22 protein-coding genes are annotated in these 25,442 nt (G+C 52.6%); 12 read left to right on the forward strand and 10 right to left on the reverse strand.

The features are described from left to right. Nucleotides 1-151: 151 nt before the first annotated feature. From IPG31_07245 to IPG31_07275, 7 genes are all read right to left on the reverse strand, one after another. Complete coding sequence (locus IPG31_07245) at nt 152-289, reverse strand: hypothetical protein (protein ID MBK6618154.1); 138 nt, start codon at nt 287-289, stop codon at nt 152-154. Nucleotides 290-509: 220 nt separating this feature from the next. Beyond that, on the reverse strand, nt 510-1,043 hold the full coding sequence (locus IPG31_07250; protein MBK6618155.1) for a hypothetical protein: 534 nt from the start codon (nt 1,041-1,043) through the stop codon (nt 510-512). A gap of 431 nt (nt 1,044-1,474) precedes the next feature. Further along, nucleotides 1,475-1,657 (reverse strand): hypothetical protein, encoded by a 183-nt coding sequence (locus IPG31_07255; GenBank protein MBK6618156.1) that lies wholly within the window; start codon nt 1,655-1,657, stop codon nt 1,475-1,477. A 396-nt stretch (nt 1,658-2,053) separates the two neighbouring features. Next, the gene (locus IPG31_07260; protein MBK6618157.1) at nt 2,054-2,566 is read right to left on the reverse strand and encodes a hypothetical protein; all 513 of its coding nucleotides are present in this window, start codon (nt 2,564-2,566) and stop codon (nt 2,054-2,056) included. A 678-nt stretch (nt 2,567-3,244) separates the two neighbouring features. Beyond that, nucleotides 3,245-6,139: a hypothetical protein gene (locus IPG31_07265; protein MBK6618158.1), complete on the reverse strand. Its 2,895-nt coding sequence runs from the start codon at nt 6,137-6,139 to the stop codon at nt 3,245-3,247. 706 nt (nt 6,140-6,845) lie between these two features. Beyond that, nucleotides 6,846-7,328, reverse strand: a complete 483-nt coding sequence (locus IPG31_07270; GenBank protein ID MBK6618159.1) for a DUF4411 family protein — start codon at nt 7,326-7,328, stop codon at nt 6,846-6,848. Then, nucleotides 7,315-8,460 (reverse strand): ImmA/IrrE family metallo-endopeptidase, encoded by a 1,146-nt coding sequence (locus IPG31_07275; protein ID MBK6618160.1) that lies wholly within the window; start codon nt 8,458-8,460, stop codon nt 7,315-7,317. Before IPG31_07275 ends, IPG31_07270 begins: the two co-directional genes overlap by 14 nt. Nucleotides 8,461-9,102: 642 nt before the next feature. Between IPG31_07275 and IPG31_07280 the strand changes: the two genes are divergently transcribed. From IPG31_07280 to IPG31_07290, 3 genes are read left to right on the forward strand one after another with little or no spacing between them, the layout of a single operon-like run. Continuing rightward, nucleotides 9,103-11,412, forward strand: coding sequence for a DNA translocase FtsK 4TM domain-containing protein (locus IPG31_07280; GenBank protein ID MBK6618161.1), 2,310 nt, complete (start codon nt 9,103-9,105; stop codon nt 11,410-11,412). Nucleotides 11,413-11,443: 31 nt separating this feature from the next. After that, nucleotides 11,444-12,067 (forward strand): outer membrane lipoprotein chaperone LolA, encoded by a 624-nt coding sequence (gene lolA, locus IPG31_07285; protein ID MBK6618162.1) that lies wholly within the window; start codon nt 11,444-11,446, stop codon nt 12,065-12,067. Beyond that, on the forward strand, nt 12,015-13,382 hold the full coding sequence (locus IPG31_07290; GenBank protein MBK6618163.1) for a replication-associated recombination protein A: 1,368 nt from the start codon (nt 12,015-12,017) through the stop codon (nt 13,380-13,382). The genes lolA and IPG31_07290 overlap by 53 nt, the downstream gene beginning before the upstream one ends. A 4-nt stretch (nt 13,383-13,386) precedes the next feature. Here IPG31_07290 and IPG31_07295 read toward each other — a convergent pair whose 3' ends face one another. Continuing rightward, complete coding sequence (locus tag IPG31_07295; protein ID MBK6618164.1) at nt 13,387-13,752, reverse strand: DUF2628 domain-containing protein; 366 nt, start codon at nt 13,750-13,752, stop codon at nt 13,387-13,389. 185 nt (nt 13,753-13,937) lie between these two features. Here IPG31_07295 and IPG31_07300 point away from each other — a divergent pair, with 185 nt between their 5' ends. From IPG31_07300 to IPG31_07340, 9 genes are all read left to right on the forward strand, one after another. After that, complete coding sequence (locus IPG31_07300) at nt 13,938-14,603, forward strand: ABC transporter ATP-binding protein (protein ID MBK6618165.1); 666 nt, start codon at nt 13,938-13,940, stop codon at nt 14,601-14,603. Continuing rightward, nucleotides 14,600-17,149, forward strand: a complete 2,550-nt coding sequence (locus IPG31_07305; protein ID MBK6618166.1) for an ABC transporter permease — start codon at nt 14,600-14,602, stop codon at nt 17,147-17,149. The genes IPG31_07300 and IPG31_07305 overlap by 4 nt, the downstream gene beginning before the upstream one ends. Beyond that, nucleotides 17,149-18,231, forward strand: coding sequence for a carotenoid 1,2-hydratase (locus IPG31_07310; protein ID MBK6618167.1), 1,083 nt, complete (start codon nt 17,149-17,151; stop codon nt 18,229-18,231). Before IPG31_07305 ends, IPG31_07310 begins: the two co-directional genes overlap by 1 nt. A 123-nt stretch (nt 18,232-18,354) precedes the next feature. Further along, complete coding sequence (locus IPG31_07315; protein MBK6618168.1) at nt 18,355-19,821, forward strand: histidine kinase; 1,467 nt, start codon at nt 18,355-18,357, stop codon at nt 19,819-19,821. 71 nt (nt 19,822-19,892) lie between these two features. Next, nucleotides 19,893-20,525: a response regulator transcription factor gene (locus IPG31_07320; GenBank protein ID MBK6618169.1), complete on the forward strand. Its 633-nt coding sequence runs from the start codon at nt 19,893-19,895 to the stop codon at nt 20,523-20,525. 130 nt (nt 20,526-20,655) lie between these two features. Further along, nucleotides 20,656-21,480: a GGDEF domain-containing protein gene (locus tag IPG31_07325; GenBank protein MBK6618170.1), complete on the forward strand. Its 825-nt coding sequence runs from the start codon at nt 20,656-20,658 to the stop codon at nt 21,478-21,480. A 6-nt stretch (nt 21,481-21,486) separates the two neighbouring features. After that, nucleotides 21,487-22,713 (forward strand): HDOD domain-containing protein, encoded by a 1,227-nt coding sequence (locus tag IPG31_07330; GenBank protein ID MBK6618171.1) that lies wholly within the window; start codon nt 21,487-21,489, stop codon nt 22,711-22,713. Between the two features lie 278 nt (nt 22,714-22,991). Next, nucleotides 22,992-23,129, forward strand: a complete 138-nt coding sequence (locus IPG31_07335) for a hypothetical protein (GenBank protein MBK6618172.1) — start codon at nt 22,992-22,994, stop codon at nt 23,127-23,129. A 100-nt stretch (nt 23,130-23,229) separates the two neighbouring features. After that, a complete protein-coding gene (locus IPG31_07340; GenBank protein ID MBK6618173.1) occupies nt 23,230-23,427 on the forward strand; it encodes a hypothetical protein in 198 nt (65 codons plus the stop codon). A 126-nt stretch (nt 23,428-23,553) separates the two neighbouring features. On the opposite strand, the gene fumC is transcribed toward IPG31_07340, so the two are convergent. Further along, nucleotides 23,554-24,954, reverse strand: a complete 1,401-nt coding sequence (fumC, locus tag IPG31_07345) for a class II fumarate hydratase (protein MBK6618174.1) — start codon at nt 24,952-24,954, stop codon at nt 23,554-23,556. A 39-nt stretch (nt 24,955-24,993) separates the two neighbouring features. After that, nucleotides 24,994-25,413, reverse strand: coding sequence for an NADPH-dependent 7-cyano-7-deazaguanine reductase QueF (queF, locus tag IPG31_07350; protein ID MBK6618175.1), 420 nt, complete (start codon nt 25,411-25,413; stop codon nt 24,994-24,996). Nucleotides 25,414-25,442 lie beyond the last annotated feature (29 nt).

Consider the following 25,442-nt stretch of genomic DNA (forward strand, 5'->3'; position numbering starts at 1 on the left):
GATTCATGCTTACAATTCCTTTATCTCTTTTGTCTTTTGTCTTTTGTCTTTTGTCTTTTGTCTTTTGTCTTTTGAGAAATTTTGATAATCAACAGAGAAATAATCACCAGCAAAAATACCGCGAACAGGAAACCTAGCCAAAAGACCACATCTACCCGATTCTGGTCAAACCGGTTGATATTCCACTCACCACGATCATCAGGATACCGAACGACAGACTCATAGCCACTCTTAATGTATTCAGAATCTCTTTCACTTCATCCAGTTTGCTCATTGTCAAAGCGCACATAGTATTCTTTTTCTTGTCAAAGTTTCTCAGCGCAAATGAAAACCCACTGCGAATCCTGATCAACTCAAAGCCTGCACGACAAAAACCAGCTTCGTTTAGATGTAAAAAACCGCACGGGGTTGCCCAAGGCTATTGCAAAAGTGTTTGTGTTGGGGTTCGCAAGCTCACCCCAACCTACGGGCTTTTTTCGAGAATCCGCAGTACGGCCGTTATAAAAAAGTTAAGCCGCCAGGGTTTCTATCATATCTCCCCGACGCTGCAAAAGTGTCACACCTTGCTCTAATGCCATTCGCTTAACCTCGTCTTCCATCGAAAAACTGGCTAATGCCAAATGAATTTTATAATCCCGATATTCCGGAAACAATTTAAGAAAATTGGTCTGTTTCCGGCCTACCAAAAGAGTGATGTCCTTGGGGTGCAAGCAATATTTAACTTCAATGATGAGCACATCTTTGCCGTTCACCAGCAGCAAGTCATATTCCTCCTCAATATCACCTCTACTGCGAGTGATATTTTTTTCTATGAAATCAAATTCAATACCGTTCAGTTCCAGCTTGTGCTTAAGCGAATTGTAATAAAACTCTTCGGCAACCTTCCCTTGATTATTACCAACGCCACCATACATCTCTGCTAATTTATTTAATTTGGCATCCGTCTTGGCTAACTGCGCATCCGTCTTGGCTAACTGCGCATCCGTCCTGGCCTGCGATAGCGCTAAATTGGCCAAAATTTCACGTAATTCATCATCTGTCATATTTATCACCTCAACCCTATCGAAATCAAAATATTCACATCGCTATCATATAACAAACAAGTATCGAGCATCAAAAGTAACCTGAAATCATGACAGCCTCATTGAGGCAAACGCATGACAGACTTACGAGTTACGGGCGTTGGTTAGAACGTAGGTTGGGGTGAAGCATGAACCCCAACACGACAACCATTGTGCAGGAGTGCCCATGCTGGGCGTACAAAAAAACCGCCTCCGGTTTCCCAGGGGCGGTTTGATTGGTTTGGCGTTTGTGTTGGGGTTCGCAAGCTCACCCCAACCTACGGGCTACGCTGGCTGATGCGAAAAAACAAAATTAGCGGTGTTTATTGCGCTTTCTTATATCCATAAATGCATCATAAGCGAGCCAAGCCATAAAACCCACAAAACCTGTCAACATCATTCCAAATAGAAAATCATTCAACATTTTCAATCTCCAATAATAATATCTTGACCTGTCTGTAATTCCATACACCAAAAGCTATAGCACAAAACAGACCGAACATCACCAAAACCAGCACCCATATACTGACAGTCAAATAATTCTCAAAGGCCCAGCCTGTCAATGCCAAAATAATAGCCAGCGCGGCAAAAAACATTTTTTCATGAAAAGAAATTTCAGCCTTCCTTCAATCTGTCCAGTTTACTCATGACAAAAGGCTACACTCAATAAAAATTTTAGTCAATTTCGTCCACATAGCCGATAAGATCAAAAGGGGTCCACCCTCTTTAATTTTGATTGGTTTGGTGTTGGGGTTCACAAGCTCACCCCAACCTACAGAGTTACGGGCGTTGGTTAGAACGTAGGTTGGGGTGAAGCATGAACCCCAACACCACAACCGTTGTGCAGGAGTGCCCATGCTGGGCGTACAAAAAAACCGCCTCCGGTTTCCCAGGGGCGGTTTGATTGGTTTGACGTTTGTGTTGGGGTTCGCAAGCTCACCCCAACCCACGGGCTTTTTTCGAGAATCCGCAGTACGGCCGTTATAAAAAAGTTAAGCCGCCAGGGTTTCTATCATATCTCCCCGACGCTGCAAAAGTGTCACACCTTGCTCTAATGCCATTCGCTTAACCTCGTCTTCCATCGAAAAACTGGCTAATGCCAAATGAATTTTATAATCCCGATATTCCGGAAACAATTTAAGAAAATTAGTCTGTTTCCGGCCTACCAAAAGAGTGATGTCCTTGGGGTGCAAGCAATATTTAACTTCAATGATGAGCACATCTTTGCCGTTCACCAGCAGCAAGTCATATTCCTCCTCAATATCACCTCTACTGCGAGTGATATTTTTTTCTATGAAATCAAATTCAATACCGTTGAGTTGCAGCTTGTGCTTAAGCGAATTGTAATAAAACTCTTCGGCAACCTTCCCTTGATTATTACCAACACCACCATACATCTCTGCTAATTTATTTAATTTGGCATCCGTCTTGGCTAACTGCGCATCCGTCTTGGCCTGCGATAGCGCTAAATTGGCCAAAATTTCACGTAATTCATCATCTGTCATATTTATCACCTCAACCCTATCGAAATCAAAATATTCACATCGCTATCATATAACAAACAAGTATCGAGCATCAAAAGTAACCTGAAATCATGACAGCCTCATTGAGGCAAACGCATGACAGACTTACGAGTTACGGGCATTGGTTAGAACGTAGGTTGGGGTGAAGCATGAACCCCAACACCACAGCCGTTGTGCAGGAGTGCCCATGCTGGGCGTACAAAAAAACCGCCTCCGGTTTCCCAGGGGCGGTTTGATTGGTTTGGCGTTTGTGTTGGGGTTCGCAAGCTCACCCCAACCTACAGAGTTACGGGCATTGGTTAGAACGTAGAACGCAGGTTGGGGTGAAGCATGAACCCCAACACGATAACCGTTGTGCAGGAGTGCGCCATGCTGGGCGCACAAAAAAACCGCCTCCGGTTCCCCAGAGGCGGTTTGATTGGTTTGACGTTTGTGTTGGGGTTCGCAAGCTCACCCCAACCTACAGAGTTACGGGCATTGGTTAGAACGTAGAACGTAGGTTGGGGTGAAGCATGAACCCCAACACCACAACCGTTATGCAGGAGTGCCCATGCTGGGCGTACAAAAAAACCGCCTCCGGTTTCCCAGGGGCGGTTTGATTGGTTTGACGTTTGTGTTGGGGTTCGCAAGCTCACCCCAACCTACGGGCTACACCAGAGATCAGGCGATGGTCAGCGCATCACCGGCGAAGGTGGCAGTGCTCAGGTCGATAACACCTGCCAGCTTCACAACTTCGTCGATGTTGTTGACGAAGCTTGATCCAGCATTCACATCTTCGACCACGTAGGTGTTGCCGCCAAACTGGAACCAGGACAAATTCTCAGTCTCATTACCCTTAGCCGCTTCATTCAGGAAATCCTGGAACACGGCGGTATCACCCAATGTTACCTGGGTCGCATTAAACCCTGTACTGTCAGCAAAGGAAAGAATATCACCGGCTGCGGCATCGGTAATGGTCGCGAAGATATTGCCATTGGTATTGGCCACGATGTTGAACGTATCGTTACCCGCACCACCGGTGAGCTGGTCGAGGCCCTTACCGCTGCTGATAATATCGTTGCCAGCACCTGCCGTGATGACGTCCGCGCCGTCACCGGTCGTGATGGTATCCACGCCTGCGCCGCCGGTGACGGTCAGTGCCTTGGTTGCCGTACCGCCTGCAACGCTGTTGACGCCGTCGCCTAGAGTGATGGTAGCAACGTCGCCAGTCACATTAGCAGTAATGGCATCGTTGCCGGTGCCGCCGGTGTAGGTCACAGCCTTGGTTGCAGCCGAGAAATCCACCGTGTTGGTCGCGGCAGCACTACCAGAAATCGTAGCTGCGGCAGCCAATGCGCCGGCTGTCCAGGTCAGACCACCTGCAGCAGCCACCGTGCTGGTCAGACCGCTTGCGTCCAGGTTGGTAATGGTCGTCGCGGTCAGGCCGGTCAGATTCACGCCGGTGTCGCCGGAAACAGTCACATTCACCGCAGCAGCAGCCGTAATCGGAGCCACAAACTGGGCAGTTTGCGCAACCGTATCCGTGTCGGCTGTGGTGATCACCAGGTTTTCGACGTTGGCGATGGTAAATGCCGCAGTGTTGGTAAAACCGTCATTTGCTTTAAATGCCAGGTTCACCGTGTCGTTAGTACCGACATCGGATGCCAGCGCAACGCTGGATGCAAAAGATGTTAGCGCCTTTTGCGTCAAGGTGAAACCAGCAGCAGCGCCAGTTACGGTTAACGCACCAACAGTCGCGCCGTTTATGGTCAGCGAATTAATACCGTCAGCGTTGGCCAAGTTGATGGCAGCAGCAGCGCCGGTCGCAGCGTTCAGTTCCAACACTTCGAAGCCGCTCACAGTCCCCGCAAAAGTGGTGGATCCTGTCGCCGTCACGGCAGCAGCAGCTGTCATCGCGATGGTGTCAGTGCCCTCGCCACCGTCGATGGAACCACCGGTACCCAGTGCACCGCCGTAGGTAACTGTATCATCGCCACCGCCCATTGCGATCGTCTTGGTTCCTGCTGCAGCGATGGACACGGTGTCAGCACCTGTACCGCCGGTGAAGGCAACACCAGTGCCCAGGGCCGGAGTGATGATTGCACCGCCGGTGTTGGCCGATGCGTCGATCGAAGTCAGCGCGGTCACAGTCGAAGTTGCGGAGATCGTGGTCTTGCCCTCGCCAGCGATGGTGAGTCCCGTTGCGGCAGCAATATTTACATCGGCAACCGTAAGGTCAACGACGGAATCAACGGCAACCGTAGTCGCTTTGGCCGCATTCAGTGTCACTCCGCTCGACTTCGTACCCGTCGCATTCACATTTAGCGTCGTTGCCTCAGCGTCAGCAATAGTGCCACCCGTTGCGCCGTCGAGGTTGAGAGTCAGTGCGCGAGTGCCAGCAATGGCACTCACGGTGGCATTCTGTGTGTTGTTGGTCAGCGCCAGGGTGGTCAGGCCGTCGGTATTCAGAGTGGCTGCGCCCGTGTTGCCCTTCAGGGACACGGTGGTCAGCGTGGTGCCATCGGCCTGGGCAGTAGTCTTGTTGTCACTAATCTCGACGGTGGTGCCACCCACAACGGTGGCGGAAGTCAGTGCGTTGACGGCGGCGGTCTGACCCACTTTAACAGCAGCTGCGCCAGTCGTAATGGACAGCGCACCGCCCGTACCAATCACATCCACCTTACTAGCACCAGTACCCACCACTGAAGCGGCGGTCGTGGTTGCGCCAGTCACGCTGATTGCACCGGTTGCGGAAGATGCCACTTTCACGGCAGTCAGGCCGGTGTAAGATGTGGTGTCGATGGTGAAGCCAGCACCAGAGGTGTTGATGTTCAGGTTTTCAACGCCAGTGATGGTGGAAGCACCCGGAACCGCCGTGCCGGTCAGCAGCACATTCATAGTGTCGGTACCGGCACCACCGTCAATGGCGTCAAAACCAGTCCAGGTGTCAGCGGTATTGCCGTTAATGGTGTCATTGCCGGCAGTGCCGGTAACGGTGTCCGCACTCGTGGTGAGCACAAATGTCGATGTGCCGCCTGATACACCAGCAAGATGCTCAGCGATTTCTTCCGGGGTGGAAGGGCCTTCGCTGGTCACGCCGGCGAGAATTACCTGACCGGCGGCCACGCTGGCGATGGTGGTGCTATTTTCCGCATGCGCGACGGCGACCGCAGCCTTGTTATTCAACATGTCCCTGAAAGGGGCAAATTCTGCCGAGGTGTCGTTTTCGAGGAACACAACGGCGGTGTAGACGATATCACCGAAATCCACTTTAGCATTGACGGAGTCGGTGAAGAAGGCGTGCGCCTGACTGGCCGCGCTGCCTTCGACATCATCCGCCACCACTCCAAAGTGGTTCATCAGCACGGCGACTTGTTGCTCAACCGTGACTTTACCGCCCATGATGTCCTGCTTGAATTCATTGGTAGCAGCAAGGGCTCTGGCCAGTTCGGACAGAGTCATGCCTGCTTCCACCGCAGCTGAAAAATCACTCAGAAACGCGCCGCCGGGGGCGCCGTTAAACAATCCTGCTACGATCTTCAGAACCTGATCTCTTTCTTGCACTGTAATAGCCATGATAAATAATTTCCTTTCTTAGGTTGACATTAAAAAAAACACATGCGATACACCTGCCCTTCCGGGTGATACTTCTGTAGCGACGAGCAAGTGTAGAACACAGAACTGCTGGTAATTGATGGAATAAAGCAACTTTATCGATCCAGTTTGCCGTAACAACGGTAGCATGACAATGACAAAAATCAATGCAAATGCATAAAAAAATAACAAACTGGAGCTGATAACGGTTATCCGGGCGGGAAACTGAAGGGTATTTCTAAAAATCCACGCTGGCTCGCCTCCGGGGAGGATGGCCTGCCTGTTCCACTGTTTCTGAATTTTCAAGAAGCGCTCCGAAATTTTTCCTGTCAGATTTGCGCATTCTGCACCCGTTCCAACTGGCAGACAAGATAATCCTTTGGCATAACAGGCAAGTTGTCTCTTTTTAGCTACAACCTGCCCGAACCGATCAATAACCGCTGAAGGCTGGGTGCGACAGGATTTTTTTCAAAGCTGCCAGCTCGTGGTCGATATATTCGGCGCGGATGCCGGCTTCGTCCACTGTTGCTTATCCTGTTAAGTGGATAGAAATTTCAACTGGTGGCAAGCCTGCATTGGTTAGAGACTTGTATTTAAGTCGGTGGCAAAACGCCACCGACTTGCTAGAGGCTTCAGCATATATAATTCCGATTTCGTTCACCTGCAACTCTTTGCGTAGCATCACAAACTACCGAAAAATTTCTTCTGAACGCCTGATGTATTCAAGGAAGTTGATACACGGAACAGAAACTGTTGCCATGTTACACACTGCTGGAATTTTTCTTTTGGAAAGCTCTTGAGGCTGCATAGGTTGTCGCGCCTCTTCTGAGACCAATTCGGCCCTATGGGCGCGTGTTGCGGCAATTATAAGAATGTCGTTTTCCCCAACTCCTTTGGGATGATAGTTATCGCCTACAATGCCAAGCAATCCCTTAATCTTCACGGCATCTCGTAGAATAGAGCTGCTGATCGCCAGTTGCTTCAGATTGTTGTCTATAAGCCATTCTCCACAATCTGGTGTTTTGTTTTCCACTTCTTCAAATGCCACGCCTGGCATTACCAGTCTCTTTTTTTCAATCTCTGCTACCATCCATTCCCACAATCCTGGAAACTGACGCACTGGGTAATTATCCCATGCGTAAATCATGGATGAAGCATCAAAGACCTGCATAGTGGCGTTTCAACTGATGCAGGTCTTTGATCTTCAGACTATCGAGATAGCTACTCGCCTTGGCCAGTGTAATATGACGCGCGTACAGCGCGCCCAGTACCGTCCGTACAAACGTATCACCAAAAATATGCTCGGGCTCTCTGTGTCGGTATTCCCGATTCCCACCATTTTTTTGTGCAGTTACCGACCGCGCCCGCCATTGCCTATAGGCATCATATTGACCTTGTGGCAAGCGGCCTGCATCCAGTAGCCGGCGCAAAATCACTTCGCCACTCACGCCCCATGCCTTGCGTGGCTGCGCAAGCCACTCATCGTATTGAGATGCATCATTGGGCCGTTCTGCATCTCGGATGCTTGCCAGAAAAGAATCCGGGACCAAGAGATGTCCAGCAAAGGCATTGGCATCACGCTCTTGGCCTTGATAGGACTGCAAGTCACGTTCGTCATCAATCGAACTGGTCTTGTGCAGCAGCAAGTGACCCAACTCGTGCATGAGCGTGAACGACTGCTGGGACTCCCAGGCCTGTTTCTTGATTACAATCACCGGACAGGTCGAGTCGTACAGGACAAAACCGAGAATCGGACTTTGCTTGGCAATTTGCCACTTGCCGTTGTAGCCGTTACTTTGAAAAACCAATACACCTTGCGCTTCGATCGCTTCGCGGTAGGAATCAAATTTATTCTGATCACCGAGACCAAGCCATTGGCGTGCGATTAGAGCCGACTCGCGCGGATACTGTCGGGGCAAGTCTGGTGGACTAAATCGTGGCCGGTCAGCGTCATCCAGGTCTTCGCGCAGGCTTAAGTATACCTCCCGCTGCTTTTCTACTCGTTCGATCAGCGTTTTGAGCTTTGCAGACAACTCCGGCTTCTGATTGGCTAAGGTGCGGAACTGTGGCGTATGCACTTGCACTTCATCGACCGGCTCATTTTCAAGAAAGAATAAAACTCCCCGTCCAAAATACTCGGCAACTTTGCGCAACTGATTGAACGTCATGCCTTCACCCGCCATGACGCGCTCCATGCTGGTTACTGCGATGCCCAGTTCTGTCGCAAGTTCACCCGGTGTTATGCCGTGGTCGGCACAACACCAAGTAATACGATCTGGGTTAATTAACTGAATACGTTCCATATCGGCATTATATCTGAGCAAGTTGCCATTCACCCTGCCGTGTCAGAGTTTATTCCAGCGCGGCGAACTTACGTTGGCAAATGGATTGGCGGCGCCGGGTTTTCGCTTTGTTCATCATCTGAAGGGTGCCTCTAAAAATTCAAGTTTCCAAGCAAGGCAAGGCACGAGTAAAAAATTTGAGCGCGGCATATAGTTTATATGTAAGCGATAATTTTTTTCGAATAACGCCGTATTGTGCCGAAACGGGGTAAGCAGGCAAGTCGCCAAGCGGCTGCTCGCAAAATTGGATTTTTAGAGGCGTCCTAAAGTAATCTAGCTATCTGCGTCAAAAGTTCAACATTTCACACATAACATGTATAAAAAACGCATTTTCTTATCACGTTAAGAGGGATAGGGTTAAAAAACCGGGTTTTCTATACCCATCATTAACTCATAGCGTGGCGGGATGCGCGGAGCGCGGAAACCACGAAGCCGTTTCAACGACATGCATACCCGGACTGATTACCTGAAAAATCGGTTAAACTGGTGTTTTCCCGTTCTTTGTTCGCAGATGATTGTGTTTCCACCACGCTCGCATCCTGAATCAGGGCGCTTGTCGCGTTACCCGTCCACCATGATTGTTAGCCTTGTTAGCCGCCTCCCATGAGTTTCATCAATAAATCGATGGCGAAAAAACCGGCCGGTTCGCCACTTCCGCCCCAAATCAGCCGGTTATTGCGCGAAGCCATTGCGCTGGTGCTGGGCGGGATTGCGCTTTATCTGGTGCTGATTTTTATCAGCTTTGATCTGACCGATCCGGGGTGGTCGCGCAGCGCCGTGGGGGCGCAGACCAGTAATACCGGCGGGGCGGCGGGCGCCTGGTTGTCGGATTTGCTGTTTTATCTGTTTGGCGTCTCCGCCTGGTGGTGGGTGGCGTTCTTTCTGGCGGCGCTCTGGTGGAGTTACCGCCGTATCGATATAGCCCATGTGCTTGATCCCCGCACGCTTGCGGTGGCGTTTACCGGATTTTTCACCCTGCTCGTTGCCAGCAGCGGTATCGAGTCATTGCGCTTTCACACGCTGCAAGTGTCGCTGCCGCTTGCGCCCGGCGGTATGCTCGGTGAGGTGCTCAGCCGCTATGCCGCTATGTTGCTCGGATTTACCGGCGCGACGCTGGGGCTGGTGATTCTGTTCGCTATCGGGTTGAGTCTGTTTACCGGTCTTTCCTGGGTGAAACTGTCGGAACGCATTGGCGCCACAATAGAATGGGCAGGCGCTTCGATTCTGGCTTACTGGGATCGCTGGCGTGACCGGCGCATGAATCGGGTAGCGGCCATTCCGGCTGACCCGGCTGACACTTTGCTGGAAACATTTAAAGATCAGCCCCTCGCCCAGCCCACACTGCGCATTGACCTGCCGGAAACCGAAATCCCAAAACCCGCACGCGGTAATAAGGAAAAAACCCGGTTGCCTTTGTTCGATACGGCTGATTCTCCCCTGCCTCCGCTCGCGCTGCTGGATGAACCCGAAAAACAGGTGCTGTTGCTATCGAGCGACATGCTGGAATCAAACTCACGCCTGATTGAGCGCAAGCTGAAGGAATTTGGCGTGGAGGTAAAAGTGGTGGCCGCTTATCCCGGCCCGGTGATCACCCGTTATGAGATCGAACCGGCAGTGGGCGTCAAGGGGAGCCAGATTGTTAATCTGGTCAGGGATCTGGCGCGCGCGTTCACTGTGGCCAGCATTCGCGTGGTCGAGACCATTCCCGGCAAATCGACGATGGGCATGGAAATCCCCAACCCCAAGCGCCAGATAGTTCGTCTGCATGAGATTCTTGCCTCCCGGGTTTACGCTGACCATGCTTCGCCGCTGACCATTGCGCTGGGCAAGGATATCAGCGGTAAACCGGTGGTTTCCGATCTGGCCAGAATGCCCCATGCCCTGGTTGCCGGTACGACCGGCTCGGGGAAATCGGTCGCCATCAATGCTGTCATTCTGAGTCTGCTCTATAAGGCCACGCCAGAGGAGGTTCGCCTCATCCTGATCGACCCCAAAATGCTGGAGCTGTCCGTCTATGATGGCATTCCGCACCTGCTGACTCCGGTAGTCACCGATATGCGTGATGCCGCTAACGCGCTCAATTGGTGTGTTAGCGAGATGGAGCGCCGCTACAAGCTGATGTCGGCATTGGGTGTGCGTAACCTTGCGGGCTATAACCAGAAAATACGGGATGCCATCAAAAATGAAGCCGCGCTGACCAATCCGTTAAGCATCACGCCGGAATCGCCGGAATTGCTGGAAGACATGCCGCTGATCGTGGTGGTCATCGATGAGCTCGCCGATTTGATGATGATCGTCGGCAAAAAGGTCGAGAAACTGATCGCCCGGCTGGCGCAGAAAGCGCGCGCGGCAGGCATTCATCTGCTGCTGGCCACGCAACGCCCCTCCGTGGATGTCATCACCGGTCTCATCAAGGCAAATATTCCGACCCGGATCGCCTTTCAGGTTTCCAGCAAGATCGATTCGCGCACCATTCTCGACCAGATGGGCGCGGAAGCCCTGCTGGGACAGGGAGACATGCTGTATCTGCCGCCTGGCAGCGGCCACCCGCAACGTATTCACGGCGCTTTTGTCGCCGATGATGAAGTGCATAAGGTGGTCGAATATCTCAAGGAGCATGGCGAAGCCTGTTACCTCGACGATATCCTGCAGGCAGCCGATGTGGAAGAAGATGCAGGCGAGAACAGTAACGGTGGTCAGTCCGGCGGAGGAGAAACTGATCCTTTGTACGATGAGGCGGTCAGCATCGTCATCAAGACCCGCCGCGCTTCAATCTCGCTGGTGCAGCGCCAGTTGCGCATCGGCTACAACCGCGCTGCCAGGCTGATTGAAGAAATGGAACGCGCCGGTATCGTTTCCAGCATGGAGAGTAACGGCAACCGCGAAGTGCTGGCACCGAAACGGGACGACTGATCCTTTAACCTCCTCATCAAACCAGGCCATTATGATCCGCTCTTTACTGATTATCACCGCTTTCCTGCTGAGTCTGTTTTCATCGCAGGTACCCGCTGCCGCTGTTGCCAGTCTTAAAAATTTTGTGGACAAGGTGCAGACCTTCCGCGCCGGATTTTCACAAACCCTGCTGGATCAAAACTTCCGGGTCCTTCAGAAATCCGGTGGCAGCATGTTGTTTGCGCGCCCCGGCAAGTTTCGCTGGAGTTATGACACGCCCTATCAGCAGCTGATCGTGGGAGATGGCGAGCAGGTCTGGTTTTATGACCAGGATCTCGAACAGGTCACGGCACGCAAGCTGGATATTACCCTCGGCAGCACGCCAGCCGCGCTGCTGGCGGGGGGGAAAACAATTGAACAGGATTTTGATCTGCAGGAAATCGAGGCGCAAGGGGAACTTGAATGGCTGGAAGCCAGTTCCAAAAGCGAAGACACGTCATTCGAGCTGATCCGTCTGGGGTTTTCTCGCACAGGAGAGCTGCGCGAAATGATACTGCGCGATAATCTGGGGCAACTCACCTGGTTGATCTTCTCGCAAACCGAGCACAACCCGGCGCTGCCGGATGACCTGTTCCAGTTCACTCCGCCTGCGGGCGTGGACATCATCCGTGACTGAGCGAGCCAGCGGGCAACACTCCCATGCTCCGCTGGCGGAACGGCTGCGCCCGTCATCCCTGGAGGCGGTCATCGGCCAGTCTCACCTGCTTGCGCCGGGCAAGCCGCTTTGGATTGCCTTTCAATCCGGCCAACCTTATTCGATGATTCTGTGGGGCCCGCCCGGCACCGGCAAGACCACATTGGCGCGGCTGATGGCGCGAGCCTTCGCGGCTGAATTCATTGCAATTTCAGCCGTGCTGTCCGGTGTTAAGGAAATCCGCGAAGCCATTGAACAGGCTCGCCTGACCCAGCAACAGTCAGACCGGCCAACGATTCTGTTCGTCGATGAAGTGCACCGTTTCAACAAGGCGCAGCAGGATGCCTTTCTGCCGCACGTGGAACAGGGGCTGATCACGTTCATCGGCGCCACCACCGAAAATCCCTCGTTTGAAGTTAACCGGGCATTGCTGTCACGCGCACAGGTCTATGCGCTGACGGCCTTATCCCATGAGGAACTCGGGCAGTTGCTGGCACGTGCGCAACACACTTGCGCTGCAGATCAACCTTTTACCGAAGCAGCCAGCGAGCTGCTGGTCGAGTTTGCTGATGGCGATGCCCGCCGACTGCTGAACCTGCTCGAACAGGCCATCCACGCCGCGCAAATCGAAAACAAAGCGCTAATCGATGCTGATTTTCTGCAAAACGTGCTGGCGCGTCACTCCCGTGGGTTCGACAAAGGCGGGGATCTGTTCTATGACCAGATTTCAGCGCTGCACAAATCCATTCGTGGTTCTTCTCCGGATGCGGCGCTGTACTGGCTGTGCCGCATGCTCGATGCGGGCGCTGATCCACGCTACCTGGCCCGCCGCCTGATTCGCACCGCTATGGAAGATATCGGGCTGGCCGATCCGCGCGCGCTGCCGATGGCGCTCGATGCCAGCGCGGTCTACGAACGGCTGGGCAGCCCCGAAGGCGAGCTGGCGCTTGCGCAGGTCACGCTCTACCTGGCCAGCGCTCCCAAAAGTAATGCGGCCTATCTGGCTTACCAGAAAGCCCGCAAACTGATTGCGCAGGATACGTCCCGACCGGTTCCCCTCCATTTACGCAACGCACCAACCAGACTGATGCGCGACCTGGGACACGGGCAAGGCTACCGCTACGCGCATGACGAACCTGAAGGATACGCGGCGGCGGAAAATTACCTGCCCGAGGGCATGCCGCCCGTGCCGTTTTATCAGCCCACCCATCATGGGCTGGAAGCGAAAATAGCGGAAAAGCTGGCGCACCTGCGCGAGCTTGACCAGCGTGCCCGGCAGGGGAAAGGGTTGAAGTAAAGGATTACCCGGCAGCCTGCCGGTTGTGTTCCAGGTAGCGTGTAATCGCTTGTTCGGGACTGTTGGCAGACACCGTGGCAATCGGCTCAAATCCGTAGGTTGCCAGTTTTTTTGCCTGCAGCGAATTAGCCGTTGCGCCCATGAGAAGACTCACTACCAAGGATAACCCGTTGGTCCACATGATGTCGCCGTGGGTCATGCGCACGAACATGCCTGCTATCAGGAATAGCAGCAGGATGGCCACAACCAGCACCCACATTCCTTTGGTCAGCGCCCAGATAACATTGAAAAAAAAGGCAGGCCAGGACCAGCCCGCCTTGATGGCTTCGAACTCGCCTGTTGAGTCACTGAAGATTGTATATTGGCTCAATGTCTTCTCCCTTATTTTGAAATTTTTCTTGCTATCCCTGTCGATAGGCGAGCACATCATCACGCAGCGTCAGCATATGGATAGATTATCCAGCAGCGTTGGACTTGGCGGGCAAGTGGCAAGTTCATCGTGAATCCCTATCCATATCATGCTGAATCCATGATCATTACGCTACAATCCTTATCATGATGACTATGCCTATTCTGGAATTACGCGCTATCAGCAAGGCTTATGCCCACCGCAAGGTGCTTGCAGACTTGTCTTTTACACTTGCAGCCGGTGAATATGTCGCAATCATGGGGGATTCGGGTGTGGGCAAATCCACGCTGCTCAATCTGATTGCCGGGCTGGATGGAGCGGATAAGGGTGAAATTTTTGTGAATGGCCAGATTCTGACTGCCAGCAATGAAACGGCTGCTACCGAGCTGCGCCGCAAATATCTGGGGTTCATTTTCCAGGCGTTTCATGTACTGCCGCATTTGACGCTATGGCAGAACGTCTCCCTGCCCCTGCTGTTGAATCATATGCCGCTTGATCGCGCCGCTGCCATGCTCGCCGCAGTCGGACTCGGCGAGAGGGGGCATGCCTTTCCGTACCAGCTATCCGGCGGAGAATTGCAGCGGGTGGCTATTGCACGCGCGCTGGTGCATCGTCCACGCTTGATTCTCGCCGATGAACCGACTGGCAATCTGGACCCTGACACCGCACAGGAAATTCTGCAGTTGATTCGGGCGGAAATCAAGGCAAATAATGCCTCAGCTATTCTCGTGACACATTCCCCTGCGGCAGCGGCGACTGCGGACAAATTGTTGATGCTGACGGGCGATGGTCTGACGGAAACATCCCGATGAGCGGCTCATTGCTATCACGCTGGCTGCTGCTGGGCGAATGGCGGGCACGCCGGTTGCAGCTGCTGGTTGCGGTCGTTGCCATCATGCTGGGAGTCGCGCTGGGATTTTCCATTCATCTGATCAATACGGCGGCGGTCAATGAATTTTCCGCTGCCAGCAAAAGCCTCACGGGCATGTCAGATTTAACGGTAGTCGCGGCTCAGCCCGCTTTTGACGAATTACGTTTTCCGGAAATCCTGCAACTGCCGGAAGTGGCGCAGGCCAGTCCGATGCTGGAAATCATGGCCGGTATTCCCGACTATCAGGAGGCGCTGCGTAGCCCGGAATTGAAAATTATTGGCCTGGATATTTTTCGGGCAGCGGCCATTACGCCGGATCTGCTGGGAATACCAGCAGCGGATCGCCAGTTTGATACGTTGTCTGAGGATGGCATTTTCCTGTCCCCTGCCGCAATGGAATGGCTGGCGATACAGGAAGGAGACAAGCTGACGCTGGCGCTGGGCGGGAAACAAGTCACCCTGCGCGTGGCTGGTGGACTGGTGCGCGCGCCTGCCGGACAACGTGTCGGTGTGATGGATATCGGGGCGGCGCAGTGGCATTTCGATTATGCCGGATTGCTGTCGCGCATCGAGCTCAAACTGCATACAGGCGTCAATCTCGCTACTTTCAAGGCCAAACTGGCCAAACAGCTGGGCGATCATTTTCTGCTGGTGGAAGGTACGAATCAGGATGCCCGCGTGCATAACCTGTCACGCGCCTATCGTGTCAACCTCAACATACTGGCATTGGTTGCGTTATTTACCGGCGCATTTCTCGTATTTGCCAGCCAGGTGCTGGCCACCGTGCGGCGGCGCGCCCAGATTGCACTGCTGCAGGTATTGGGCATGACACGCCAGCAGATATTGCGCCAGTTGTTGCTGGAAGGCGGGCTGCTTGGCACGGTCGGCGCCTTGTTGGGGCTGGCGCTCGGCTATGGAATCGCCGCAATCGGATTACGCTTCTATGGCGCGGATCTCGGCGCCGGTTTTTTTGCTGGGATGACGCCCGCTCTCCATTTCAGCCCCGTGGCGGCTCTGTTTTATTTCGTGGCCGGGGTCGGCGTCACGCTGCTCGGCAGCCTTCTGCCCGCATGGGAAGCAACACGAACGCAACTGGCCGTTACGCTGAAATCGGGTAGCGAGCGCGAGGCGCTCGCCGTGTTACGGTTTCCGTGGCTGGCAGGAGGGTGCCTGCTGTTAGCGGCGCTCTTTGTGCGCCTGCCACCCGTGGGTGAACTGCCGGTATTTGGTTATCTGGCGGTCGTCCTGTTGCTGATTGGCGGGGTGGCTTTGCTGCCCTGGCTGGCGGGCGCGTTTTTTGCGCAATTGTCGAAGTGGACTGCGCGTTATCCGAAAGGTGTCGTGCGTACCCTGGTGTTTGCCCGGCTCTCCAACGCATCCGGCCTGGCCGCGATTGCGCTGGGCGGAATACTGGCGAGCTTCAGCCTGATGGTGGCCATGGCAATTATGGTGATGAGTTTCCGCCTGTCTGTCGAAAATTGGCTGACTCATGTGTTGCCAGCGGATATTTATGTGCGCACGGTCATTCGCCAGGATGTGCGCGGGTTTACGCCGGAGGAACAACAATTGCTCACATCGATAGCCGGTATCGAACGTATTGATCTGATGCGTTCCCAACCCGTTTTACTGGATCCAGACAGACCCATGATCACTTTGATCGCGCGTCCGATTGATGCGCATCAGCCCGCCCATACCCTGCCGATGACCGATGCGGCGCTGCCGCGAGCAGCCTGGCTGAAGGATGCGATACCGATCTGGGTATCGGAAGCGATGGTGGATCTGTATCAGTTTACCGTGGGGCGGGAGGTCAGATTGCCGCTTGGCGACCCTGCGCAGATTTTTATCGTTGCGGGTGTGTGGCGCGACTATGGGCGTCAGTTTGGCGCGATTCAGATGCAGCTTGATGATTACCGCAGACTGACGGGCGACAGGCATATCGGCGATGCCGCGATATGGGCAAAAGACGGAGTGGAGATCAATGAAATCATCAAAAATCTGCATGCCCTGCCCTTTGGGGAGAACCTGAAAATCTCACCTCAAAATGAAATTCGCGAGATCAGCCTGGCGCTGTTTGACCGCAGCTTTGCCGTCACCTATCTGCTGGAACTGATCGCGGTTGGTGTCGGCCTGCTGGGCGTGGCAGCCAGTTTCTCCGCTCAGGCGCTGACCAGAATCCGTGAGTTTGGCATGTTGTCTCATATTGGTCTCACACGACGGCAGATTCGCCACATGCTGCTCGCGGAAGGTGGTCTGCTGACCGGTTTTGGAATCAGCATGGGGTTTATGCTCGGGGTCACCATCAGCCTGATACTGGTATTCGTGATCAACCCGCAGTCTTTCCGCTGGACGATGCAGCTGCATCTCCCCTGGACATGGCTTGCGATCATGGCGCTGGCCATGCTGGGCGCAGCCATGTTCAGCGTTTATCAGGCAAGCAAACCGGCCATCTCCCGTGATGCGGTGCGTGCGGTCAAGGAGGACTGGTGATGCGTTCATTACTGTTGCTGGTTTTGTTGCTGACTGGCCATCCGCTGCTGGCCGCCGGAGATTCGTTCTCACCTGTCACGCCAGGATATGCGATGGTTTTTCCACGGGATTTTGGCGCGCACCCCGATTTCCGGATGGAATGGTGGTACACAACGGGCTGGCTGCAAACGGCAGAAGGCCAGAAACTCGGTTTTCAGGTCACCTTCTTTCGGATTGCAACTCAGGCCAGTCAACATAACCCCAGCCGCTTCGCACCCGGACAACTGATCATCGCGCATGCGGCGCTTTCCGATCCCAGGCTGGACAGTCTGCTGCACGACCAGCGGATCAGGCGCGCAGGGTTTGATCTGGTGTATGCCCGTACCGGCAATACCGATGTCAAACTCGATGACTGGTTTTTCAGGCGCGAAACCGACGGGCGTTACCAGACAGCCGTCCAGGCGGCGGATTTTGCCCTGGAGCTGACGTTTCTGCCGACTCAACCCTTGCTGTTACAGGGTGAACAGGGTTTTTCGCGCAAGGGACCCAAAATGGAGCAGGCCAGTTATTACTATAGCGAGCCCCATCTGCAGGTAACAGGCACCCTTACCCGCAACGGCAAGCCAATCGCCATTTCTGGCACCGCCTGGCTCGATCATGAATGGTCCAGTGCGCTGCTTGATGCCAACGCGGTTGGGTGGGACTGGGCAGGCGCCAATCTGGACGATGGAGGCGCCTTGATGGCTTTTCAGATACGCAGCAAGGATGGTGCGAAAATCTGGGCACATGCGGTATGGCGCGATGCTCACGGACGCACGACCACCTTTGCGCCGGACGATGTGCATATCCAGCCACGGCGGCGCTGGCGTTCTCCACATACTCAGGCCGATTATCCAGTGGCCATGACGATCAGGACGGGCGAAACCACCTGGCAGCTCACTCCGCTCATGGATGACCAGGAGCTGGACTCCCGCGCGTCCATCGGCGCGGTCTACTGGGAGGGAGCGGTCACGCTTGAACGTGATGGCAAACCAGTCGGACGCGGCTATCTGGAACTGACGGGTTATGTGCAGCCATTGTCGATAGGGGGAAATAATAACTAAAGACACAGCAACCCAGGCATCCGGAAACTTCGCAGGCCGCAGAAGTGTAATGGAAAAAAATTCAATTCACCTATTCACAACCATCAGAAACTGTTGGGATTTTTTATGACTAAACCAGTGACCATGCTGATAATCGGGCATGAAGAGCAAACGTCGCATGATATTGATGCCTTGTTTGCTCAAGCAAACATGACCGTGACCATCGAACGGATGGCGAATCAGGCTCAACTGGCCGAACGGCTGCTATCCCGGTCATGGGATCTCTTGCTGGCAGATCATCAGCCGGATTCAGATGCTGAACGGGCGCTGGCGCTGGCAGCCATGCATGCGCCGGGCGTGCCATTAATTGTGCTGACCCGTTCGAGCCCCGATGTGACGGCAACTTCACGCTTGATTGAAGCGGGGGCGCAGGATGTATTAAGTGAAATTGATGGCGCACTGCTCGCGGTCGTGCGACGTTGTTTGCGTCAAAGTGCGCATTGGCTGGATTTTCAGCAGACGCGGCTAGCGCTGGAGAAAAGTGAAACACGCTTTCGTGCGCTGGCTGCGAACTTACCCGGACTGGTATTTCAGTTTGTGCTGGAGCCGGATGAGCGTATTTTCTTTCCGTATGTCAGCGAAGGGGCCAAAGCCTTGTTGGGACTGCTGCCGAATGAGTTGCAGTCCCAACCGGATAAATTTGGTGCGCTGATCGTGGCAGATGATCTTGCCAGTTACGATTGCTCGATGCGGGATTCCCGCCTGCGCATGACGGCCTGGAACTGGGAAGGACGAGTGCAGATTGGGGATGAGGATGATGTCAAATGGATCAGTTTGCGCGCGACACCTCGTTATACACAGCAGGGAGCAGTGTTATGGGACGGGATCATGCTCAATATTACGCGCAACAAGCAGATCGAGATTGAGATTGCTCATTCGCGCGCGCAGCTGGCGGAGCTTGCCGCCTATTCACAGAAGGTCAAGGAGCAGGAACGCGCGCGCATTGCCCGTGAAATTCATGATGATATCGGCGGCACGCTGACCGCAATCAAATGCGAATTACTGCCCTGTCTGGATGATCAGCCGCGCACCACTATGTTTTATCGCAACAAGGCGGCGGCGATTGAAGTGCTGACGGATATGCTGATCGATAGCACACGCCGTATCGCACTTGACCTGCGCCCTGGAATTCTCGATTGCGGTATCGTGGCGGCGGTGCACTGGCAGGCGCGCGAATTCAGCAAACGTACTGGTATTGTCTGTGAGGTCGATTGTTCAGATGATGATATTGCGCTCAATGGTGATCTTGCCGTCGCGGTTTTTCGCATGTTTCAGGAAGCGCTAACCAATATCAGCAAGCATGCGCGGGCGTCAATGGTGCAGGTTGAGCTGGGCGAAACGGGGGACTGGTTTCTTATGCGGGTGGTAGATGATGGGTGCGGTCTGGCTGATAGCGATAGGGATAAACTCAATTCGTTTGGTATCAGGGGGATGCGCGAGCGCTGTCAACAGCTCGGTGGCCACTTCCACATCGAAGGCAACGCGCAGGCAGGAACCGGCACCTGCGTCAGAATTGATGTTCCGCTCGATGGAAACCCGACTGGCGAATAGAGGAAACTAACTCCATCAAGAATGAAAACCTGTGGCATACTTTTGATTCTGAATGATAAAAAGGTGTGTGCATGATTAAGGTGATGATTACCGATGATCACGCGATTGTGCGTCAGGGACTGAAGCAGATTCTGAGTGAAACCGGGGATATCAGCGTGACGGGCGAGGCTGAAAGTGGTTTTCAGGCACTCAAACTGGTACGCCAGTTTGAGTTTGATGTCATTTTGCTGGATATTTCGTTACCCGACCGCAACGGCATCGAAGTACTGAAACAAATCAAGAAAGAATATCCATCCATGGCCGTGCTGATGTTAAGCATGCACAACGAAAGTGAATTTGCGCTGCGTGCGCTTAAGGGTGGCGCATCCGGCTACCTGAGCAAACAAAGCGCACCGGCGCAGCTGGTAACTGCCATCCGCACGGTGGCCAGTGGCCACAAATACATTACTCCAATACTGGCGGAAGAACTCGCCAATACCATTACAGCTGGCTCAGATCAGCCGCTGCATACCACCTTGTCCGACCGCGAATACCAGACCTTCTGCATGATCGCCGCAGGCAAGGCGCTTTCTGACATTTCCGCCGCCATGTGTCTTAGCCCCAAAACTGTCAGCGTTTATCGCGCCCGTTTGATGGAAAAACTCAAACTGGCCAATAACAGCGAATTGATTCGTTATGCCATCAAGCACAACCTGGTCGATTGACTGGGGAATAAAACGATTTGTAATCGTGTAATTCCGGTTTAATTCCAACCGCCACACCGACTTGATTCTGCTAATCTCTGCTGCAGTGAAAAAACCCAATTTTATTTAATACCTTTTAGCGGGGGAAGAGATGATACGACGCACAAAAGAAGATAAACCGCTGCAGCTTGTCAAATCAGCAACTGAAAGTGGAAAAAAGCCTGCAGGTACCAAACGAAAATTGCCTCAGCCCGATACGAATACTATTGATTACTACAAGCATGTCGAACAATATGCGCAGAAAATCCGTAGCACGGAAGATGTCGGCGAGATTATTGGGATTCTCGACACGGTACTGAGTGAAACCCGTGATTTGCGCCACAATAACGAGGTGTATAGCGCGCAGGAGCAAGTGCGTCTGGCCGAACAGAAAATCGAAACCCTGAAACTGGAGCTGGAACAGTTACGTGAGCTGGTGCATACCGATCCGATGACAGGCGTATTTAACCGGCGCGGGCTGGATACGGTCTATCTGCGGGAAGCAGCGCGCGCTGACCGCAATGAAAATGTATTGTGCGCAGTCGTGATCGATCTTGATAATTTTAAGTATATTAATGATACGTATGGTCACCAGTTTGGCGATGAGGTACTGGTCCAGTTCGCCAAAACCGCGAAACAGACCCTCCGTCCCAGCGACGTGGTTGCCCGATTTGGTGGGGAGGAATTCGTCATTCTGCTGCCGGATACCCCAACGGAATCAGCCATTTGGGTAATGCAGCGTTTGCAGAATAATTTCCTGAAGACCCATTTCCGAGGAGCAGGTAATCGGCCGGTCAGCGTCACGTTCAGTGGCGGTCTGGCAATGCGGCGGCTGCAGGAGAATCAGAATTCCCTGATTAAACGCGCGGATGAGGCGCTCTATCAAGCAAAAGCCTCCGGCAAAAATCGCGTGGTAGTAGCGGTAGATAGTCAATAGACCAGCATGGATAATATTTTTCTTGGCCGACAGCCTATACTCGATCGTGAGCGAAATCTGGTTGCATACGAACTGCTCTTCCGTCCCGGACAAATAGACTCGGCTCAGGTGGCGGATGATGTCAATGCATCTGCCAATGTACTGATCAATGCTTATGGTCAGCTGGGCATTCAGCGGGTATTGGGCAATCAGCGTGGCTTTATTAATGTTAGTGCGGAGTTGTTGTTAAGTGACGCCATTTTGCTGCTGCCGCATCAGCATGTGGTGCTGGAACTGCTGGAATCCATTGTTATCACGCCAGAGATCGTGCAGCGTTGTCTGGATCTGAAACAGAAGGGATATCATCTGGCACTGGATGATGTGATTGCCATCGACGAGAGACTGGAGTCGATGTTGCCAATTGTTAACGTGGTCAAAGTAGATGTGCTTGCATTGACTGATGCGGCTATTGAGCAACTGATCAATCGACTGAAACGCTGGCCAGTCATTCCGCTCGCTGAAAAGGTAGAAACTCCGGATCGGGCCAGATTCTGTATGGATAAAGGGTTTGAGCTGTTTCAGGGGTTTTTTTTCGCCAAACCCGAAGTTGTGTCTGGCAAGCAGCTTGATCCGGCAAATCTCTCGATGTTGCAATTGTTATCTCTGGTCATGCAGGATGGAGAAATCGAAAAGATCGAGCAACTGCTCAAGCATCAGCCCGGTTTGAGCTATAACCTGTTGCGCATGGTGAATTCCGTTGCGGGTGGCTTGACGCAAAAAGTCGGCTCCATCAAACAGGCTGTTATGGTACTGGGCTTTAAGCAATTACAGCGCTGGGTGCAGCTACTGCTATATGCCGCCAATTCAGGCGGTGAAAGCTCTGCTAATGCGTTAATGCAGACGGCGGCTATTCGAGGACGCCTGATGGAGTTAATTGCCGCCCTGGATCGTCCGCATGATAAAAACTACCAGGATCGCGCCTTTATGACGGGCATTATGTCGCTGCTGGACGTGCTGTTAGGCATGGATATTCAGGCGATCGTAGACCGGCTCGAAATGCCGGAAGAAATGACACGGGCGTTGTTGCAGCGCGAAGGACGGCTCGGCCAGCAACTGTTGCTGGTAGAAGCAAGCGAAAAGAATGATCGCACCAGGGTGAACAATATCATTGCTGACCTCGGGTTTCTGGATGCTTCTGCGCTGGCGCATGCGGAATTATCTGCCCTGGAGTGGGCCAGTCAGCTCAATCAGTAGACTGGTTTTCCTCCATACCACTGAAATCAACAATCAGCGGGGAATAATGTCAATTTTTTGACTGGGTAGTGCTCGATTTACTTCCATTGCGAAAAAATCTGAGTTAGAATCCTTTTCATCTTTATGGGTTTTGCAAATGATAAAACGTATGAAGTGTGTTTTGCCGGGTATCAATGCTGAGGTAATTTGCTTCCCGGGTAAGTGTGTAGGTGTTTAGTGTAATTAGACATTTATCCATAACAGGATAATAAAATTAAATTGAATAGGGAGAATAAAGCATGGGATACGATGCAGAAACCACACAAAGAGAAACAACAAAAGAAAAATCCGGTTGGATGGTTGCAATTGGCTCAACAGTAGCGTTCATCATAATTGGCGCGATTATCTGGAGCAGCGGAATGGGCGGTAAATACTAACCATCGAATCTTTTCTATCCTGAAAATAGTTATCTTGCGGATATAAAAGATTCCTCATTGTCAACGGTTAGTGCTGGATACGTCCAGTCTGCACAGGGCAATGGGACATTTTTTAAAACGTAGTTTAATTTTAGGAGGATATAAAATGGGTATGGGTGATGCGGGTTATGATGCACAAACTTCTGAAAGAGAAGTTTCTAAGGAAAAGAGCGGATGGATGGTTGCAATTGGCTCAACGGTTATTTTTATTGTGCTGGGTGCAATTATCTGGGGCTTTAATTTTGGCAGTAAATATTAGATCATAACAACCCCTAATCTTGTTTTATATTCGGCGGTCGGCGTTCCCGGTAGTTCCGGGAGTGGCGACCGCCTCTTTGTTTATACCCTTCGTTTTCACCCTCCTTACTCGCCCTGCCTTTCGGAGTTATTTTTTCTGGTTATTCCCAATCATGTTGATCGGGTTGATCCATACGTCGAATTGCGCTTCCGAGACAAAACCAAGCTGAATGGCTGCCTGCCTGAGTGTCAGATTATTGCGATAGGCAAGCTTGGCGATTTGCGCCGCTTTGTCATAGCCGATATGCGGGTTAAGCGCAGTCACCAGCATCAACGAATCCTGCAAGAACCGCTCAATACGCGCCTGATTGACGGCAATCCCTACGGCGCAGTGCCGATTAAAACTATCCATGCCATCAGCCAGCAGCCGCACACTTTGTAAGAAGTTATACATAATCAGGGGCTTCATGGTATTGAGTTCAAAATTCCCCATGGCGCCGCCAAAATTGATGGCAACATCATTACCCATTACCTGACTGGCAAGCATGATGATAGCTTCCGATTGGGTTGGATTGACCTTGCCGGGCATGATTGAACTACCGGGTTCATTTTCCGGTATCTGAATTTCCCCAATACCACAACGGGGACCCGATGCCAGCCAGCGAATATCATTGGCAATCTTGATCAGGGCGGCCGCAAGTGTTTTGAGTGCGCCATGGGCGTTTACCAGGGCATCATGCGCAGCCAGTGCTTCAAATTTATTGGGTGCACTGATAAATGGATAACCGGTACACCTGATAAGCTCGTCAGCAACGCGCTGGCCAAATTCCGCATGAGTATTCAGCCCCGTGCCAACAGCCGTTCCGCCCACTGCCAATTCGAGCAAATGAGGTAGCGCGGATTCAATATGCTGCAGACTGTGATTCAATTGTGAAACATAACCGGAGAATTCCTGCCCCACAGTCAATGGGGTAGCATCTTGCAAATGAGTACGTCCAATTTTGACAATATCTGCAAACTGCGCAGATTTGGCCGCAAGCGTTTCACTTAACGCCTTGAGTGCGGGGATCAACGAATCATGAAGCTCCCGAACGGCTGCAACATGCATGGCGGTGGGAAAAATATCGTTGGACGACTGTCCCTTGTTGACATGATCGTTGGGATGAACCAGACGCGCAACGCCACGCTGCCCACCAAGAATTTCTGAAGCGCGATTGGCAAGTACCTCATTCATGTTCATGTTGGTTTGGGTGCCAGAGCCGGTTTGCCAGATAACCAGCGGAAAGGCATCTGCATGCTCACCCGCCAGCACTTCATCTGCGGCCGTGATAATTGCAGCAGCAATTTTATTATCCAGCAGTCCCAAGTCAAGATTGACGCTGGCTGCAGCACGCTTAACCCATGCCAGCGCATGAATGAAGGCGGATGGCATAGGTTCATTCGAGATGCGGAAATTTTCCAGGGAACGCTGTGTCTGTGCTCCCCAGAGCGCTGCAGAGGGCACTTGAACCGTCCCTATGGCATCTGTTTCTTCGCGATATTGATTCATGGCAATCTGATAAGTATGGTTGGCAAAACCGGAAAGGCATCAGCTACGAAAATTCATTTGTGGATCGAAATCTTCGAGAAAAACCGGCGGTAACGGCCGCCAACCCTTCTTGCGATGTTCGGCAACTACGTTGGTAAACACTCCCCCGCGCACATAAAAATTGGCCGCCAGGCGGATAAAGCGTGGTTTCATCACCGCTACCAGATCATCCAGTATCTGGTTGGTCACGGCTTCATGAAAAGCGCCTCGATCACGATACGACCAGATGTAGAGCTTAAGACTCTTGAGCTCGACGCATTTTTTATCCGGAATGTAGTCGAGCGTCAGTCGCGCAAAATCAGGCTGGCCGGTTTTAGGACATAAACAGGTGAATTCCGGTATCTCCATATGGATACGGTAATCACGCATCTTCATCGGATTATCAAAGGTTTCAAGACGCTGATCAGGTTGGGTAGACATCGTTGTTTCCAGGCTTTTTGGTCTAGTTG

Source organism: Nitrosomonas sp., assembly GCA_016703745.1.
Lineage (GTDB): Bacteria > Pseudomonadota > Gammaproteobacteria > Burkholderiales > Nitrosomonadaceae > Nitrosomonas.

Bases quoted from the DNA above. Each gene is read 5' to 3' on its own strand.
- IPG31_07245 (MBK6618154.1), bottom strand. From the start codon at position 289: ATGTGCGCTTTGACAATGAGCAAACTGGATGAAGTGAAAGAGATTCTG.
- IPG31_07250 (MBK6618155.1), bottom strand. From the start codon at position 1,043: ATGACAGATGATGAATTACGTGAAATTTTGGCCAATTTAGCGCTATCG.
- IPG31_07255 (MBK6618156.1), bottom strand. From the start codon at position 1,657: ATGTTTTTTGCCGCGCTGGCTATTATTTTGGCATTGACAGGCTGGGCC.
- IPG31_07260 (MBK6618157.1), bottom strand. From the start codon at position 2,566: ATGACAGATGATGAATTACGTGAAATTTTGGCCAATTTAGCGCTATCG.
- IPG31_07265 (MBK6618158.1), bottom strand. From the start codon at position 6,139: ATGGCTATTACAGTGCAAGAAAGAGATCAGGTTCTGAAGATCGTAGCA.
- IPG31_07270 (MBK6618159.1), bottom strand. From the start codon at position 7,328: ATGCAGGTCTTTGATGCTTCATCCATGATTTACGCATGGGATAATTAC.
- IPG31_07275 (MBK6618160.1), bottom strand. From the start codon at position 8,460: ATGGAACGTATTCAGTTAATTAACCCAGATCGTATTACTTGGTGTTGT.
- IPG31_07280 (MBK6618161.1), top strand. From the start codon at position 9,103: ATGAGTTTCATCAATAAATCGATGGCGAAAAAACCGGCCGGTTCGCCA.
- lolA (MBK6618162.1), top strand. From the start codon at position 11,444: ATGATCCGCTCTTTACTGATTATCACCGCTTTCCTGCTGAGTCTGTTT.
- IPG31_07290 (MBK6618163.1), top strand. From the start codon at position 12,015: ATGACCTGTTCCAGTTCACTCCGCCTGCGGGCGTGGACATCATCCGTG.
- IPG31_07300 (MBK6618165.1), top strand. From the start codon at position 13,938: ATGATGACTATGCCTATTCTGGAATTACGCGCTATCAGCAAGGCTTAT.
- IPG31_07305 (MBK6618166.1), top strand. From the start codon at position 14,600: ATGAGCGGCTCATTGCTATCACGCTGGCTGCTGCTGGGCGAATGGCGG.
- IPG31_07310 (MBK6618167.1), top strand. From the start codon at position 17,149: ATGCGTTCATTACTGTTGCTGGTTTTGTTGCTGACTGGCCATCCGCTG.
- IPG31_07315 (MBK6618168.1), top strand. From the start codon at position 18,355: ATGCTGATAATCGGGCATGAAGAGCAAACGTCGCATGATATTGATGCC.
- IPG31_07320 (MBK6618169.1), top strand. From the start codon at position 19,893: ATGATTAAGGTGATGATTACCGATGATCACGCGATTGTGCGTCAGGGA.
- IPG31_07325 (MBK6618170.1), top strand. From the start codon at position 20,656: ATGATACGACGCACAAAAGAAGATAAACCGCTGCAGCTTGTCAAATCA.
- IPG31_07330 (MBK6618171.1), top strand. From the start codon at position 21,487: ATGGATAATATTTTTCTTGGCCGACAGCCTATACTCGATCGTGAGCGA.
- IPG31_07335 (MBK6618172.1), top strand. From the start codon at position 22,992: ATGGGATACGATGCAGAAACCACACAAAGAGAAACAACAAAAGAAAAA.
- IPG31_07340 (MBK6618173.1), top strand. From the start codon at position 23,230: ATGGGACATTTTTTAAAACGTAGTTTAATTTTAGGAGGATATAAAATG.
- fumC (MBK6618174.1), bottom strand. From the start codon at position 24,954: ATGAATCAATATCGCGAAGAAACAGATGCCATAGGGACGGTTCAAGTG.
- queF (MBK6618175.1), bottom strand. From the start codon at position 25,413: ATGTCTACCCAACCTGATCAGCGTCTTGAAACCTTTGATAATCCGATG.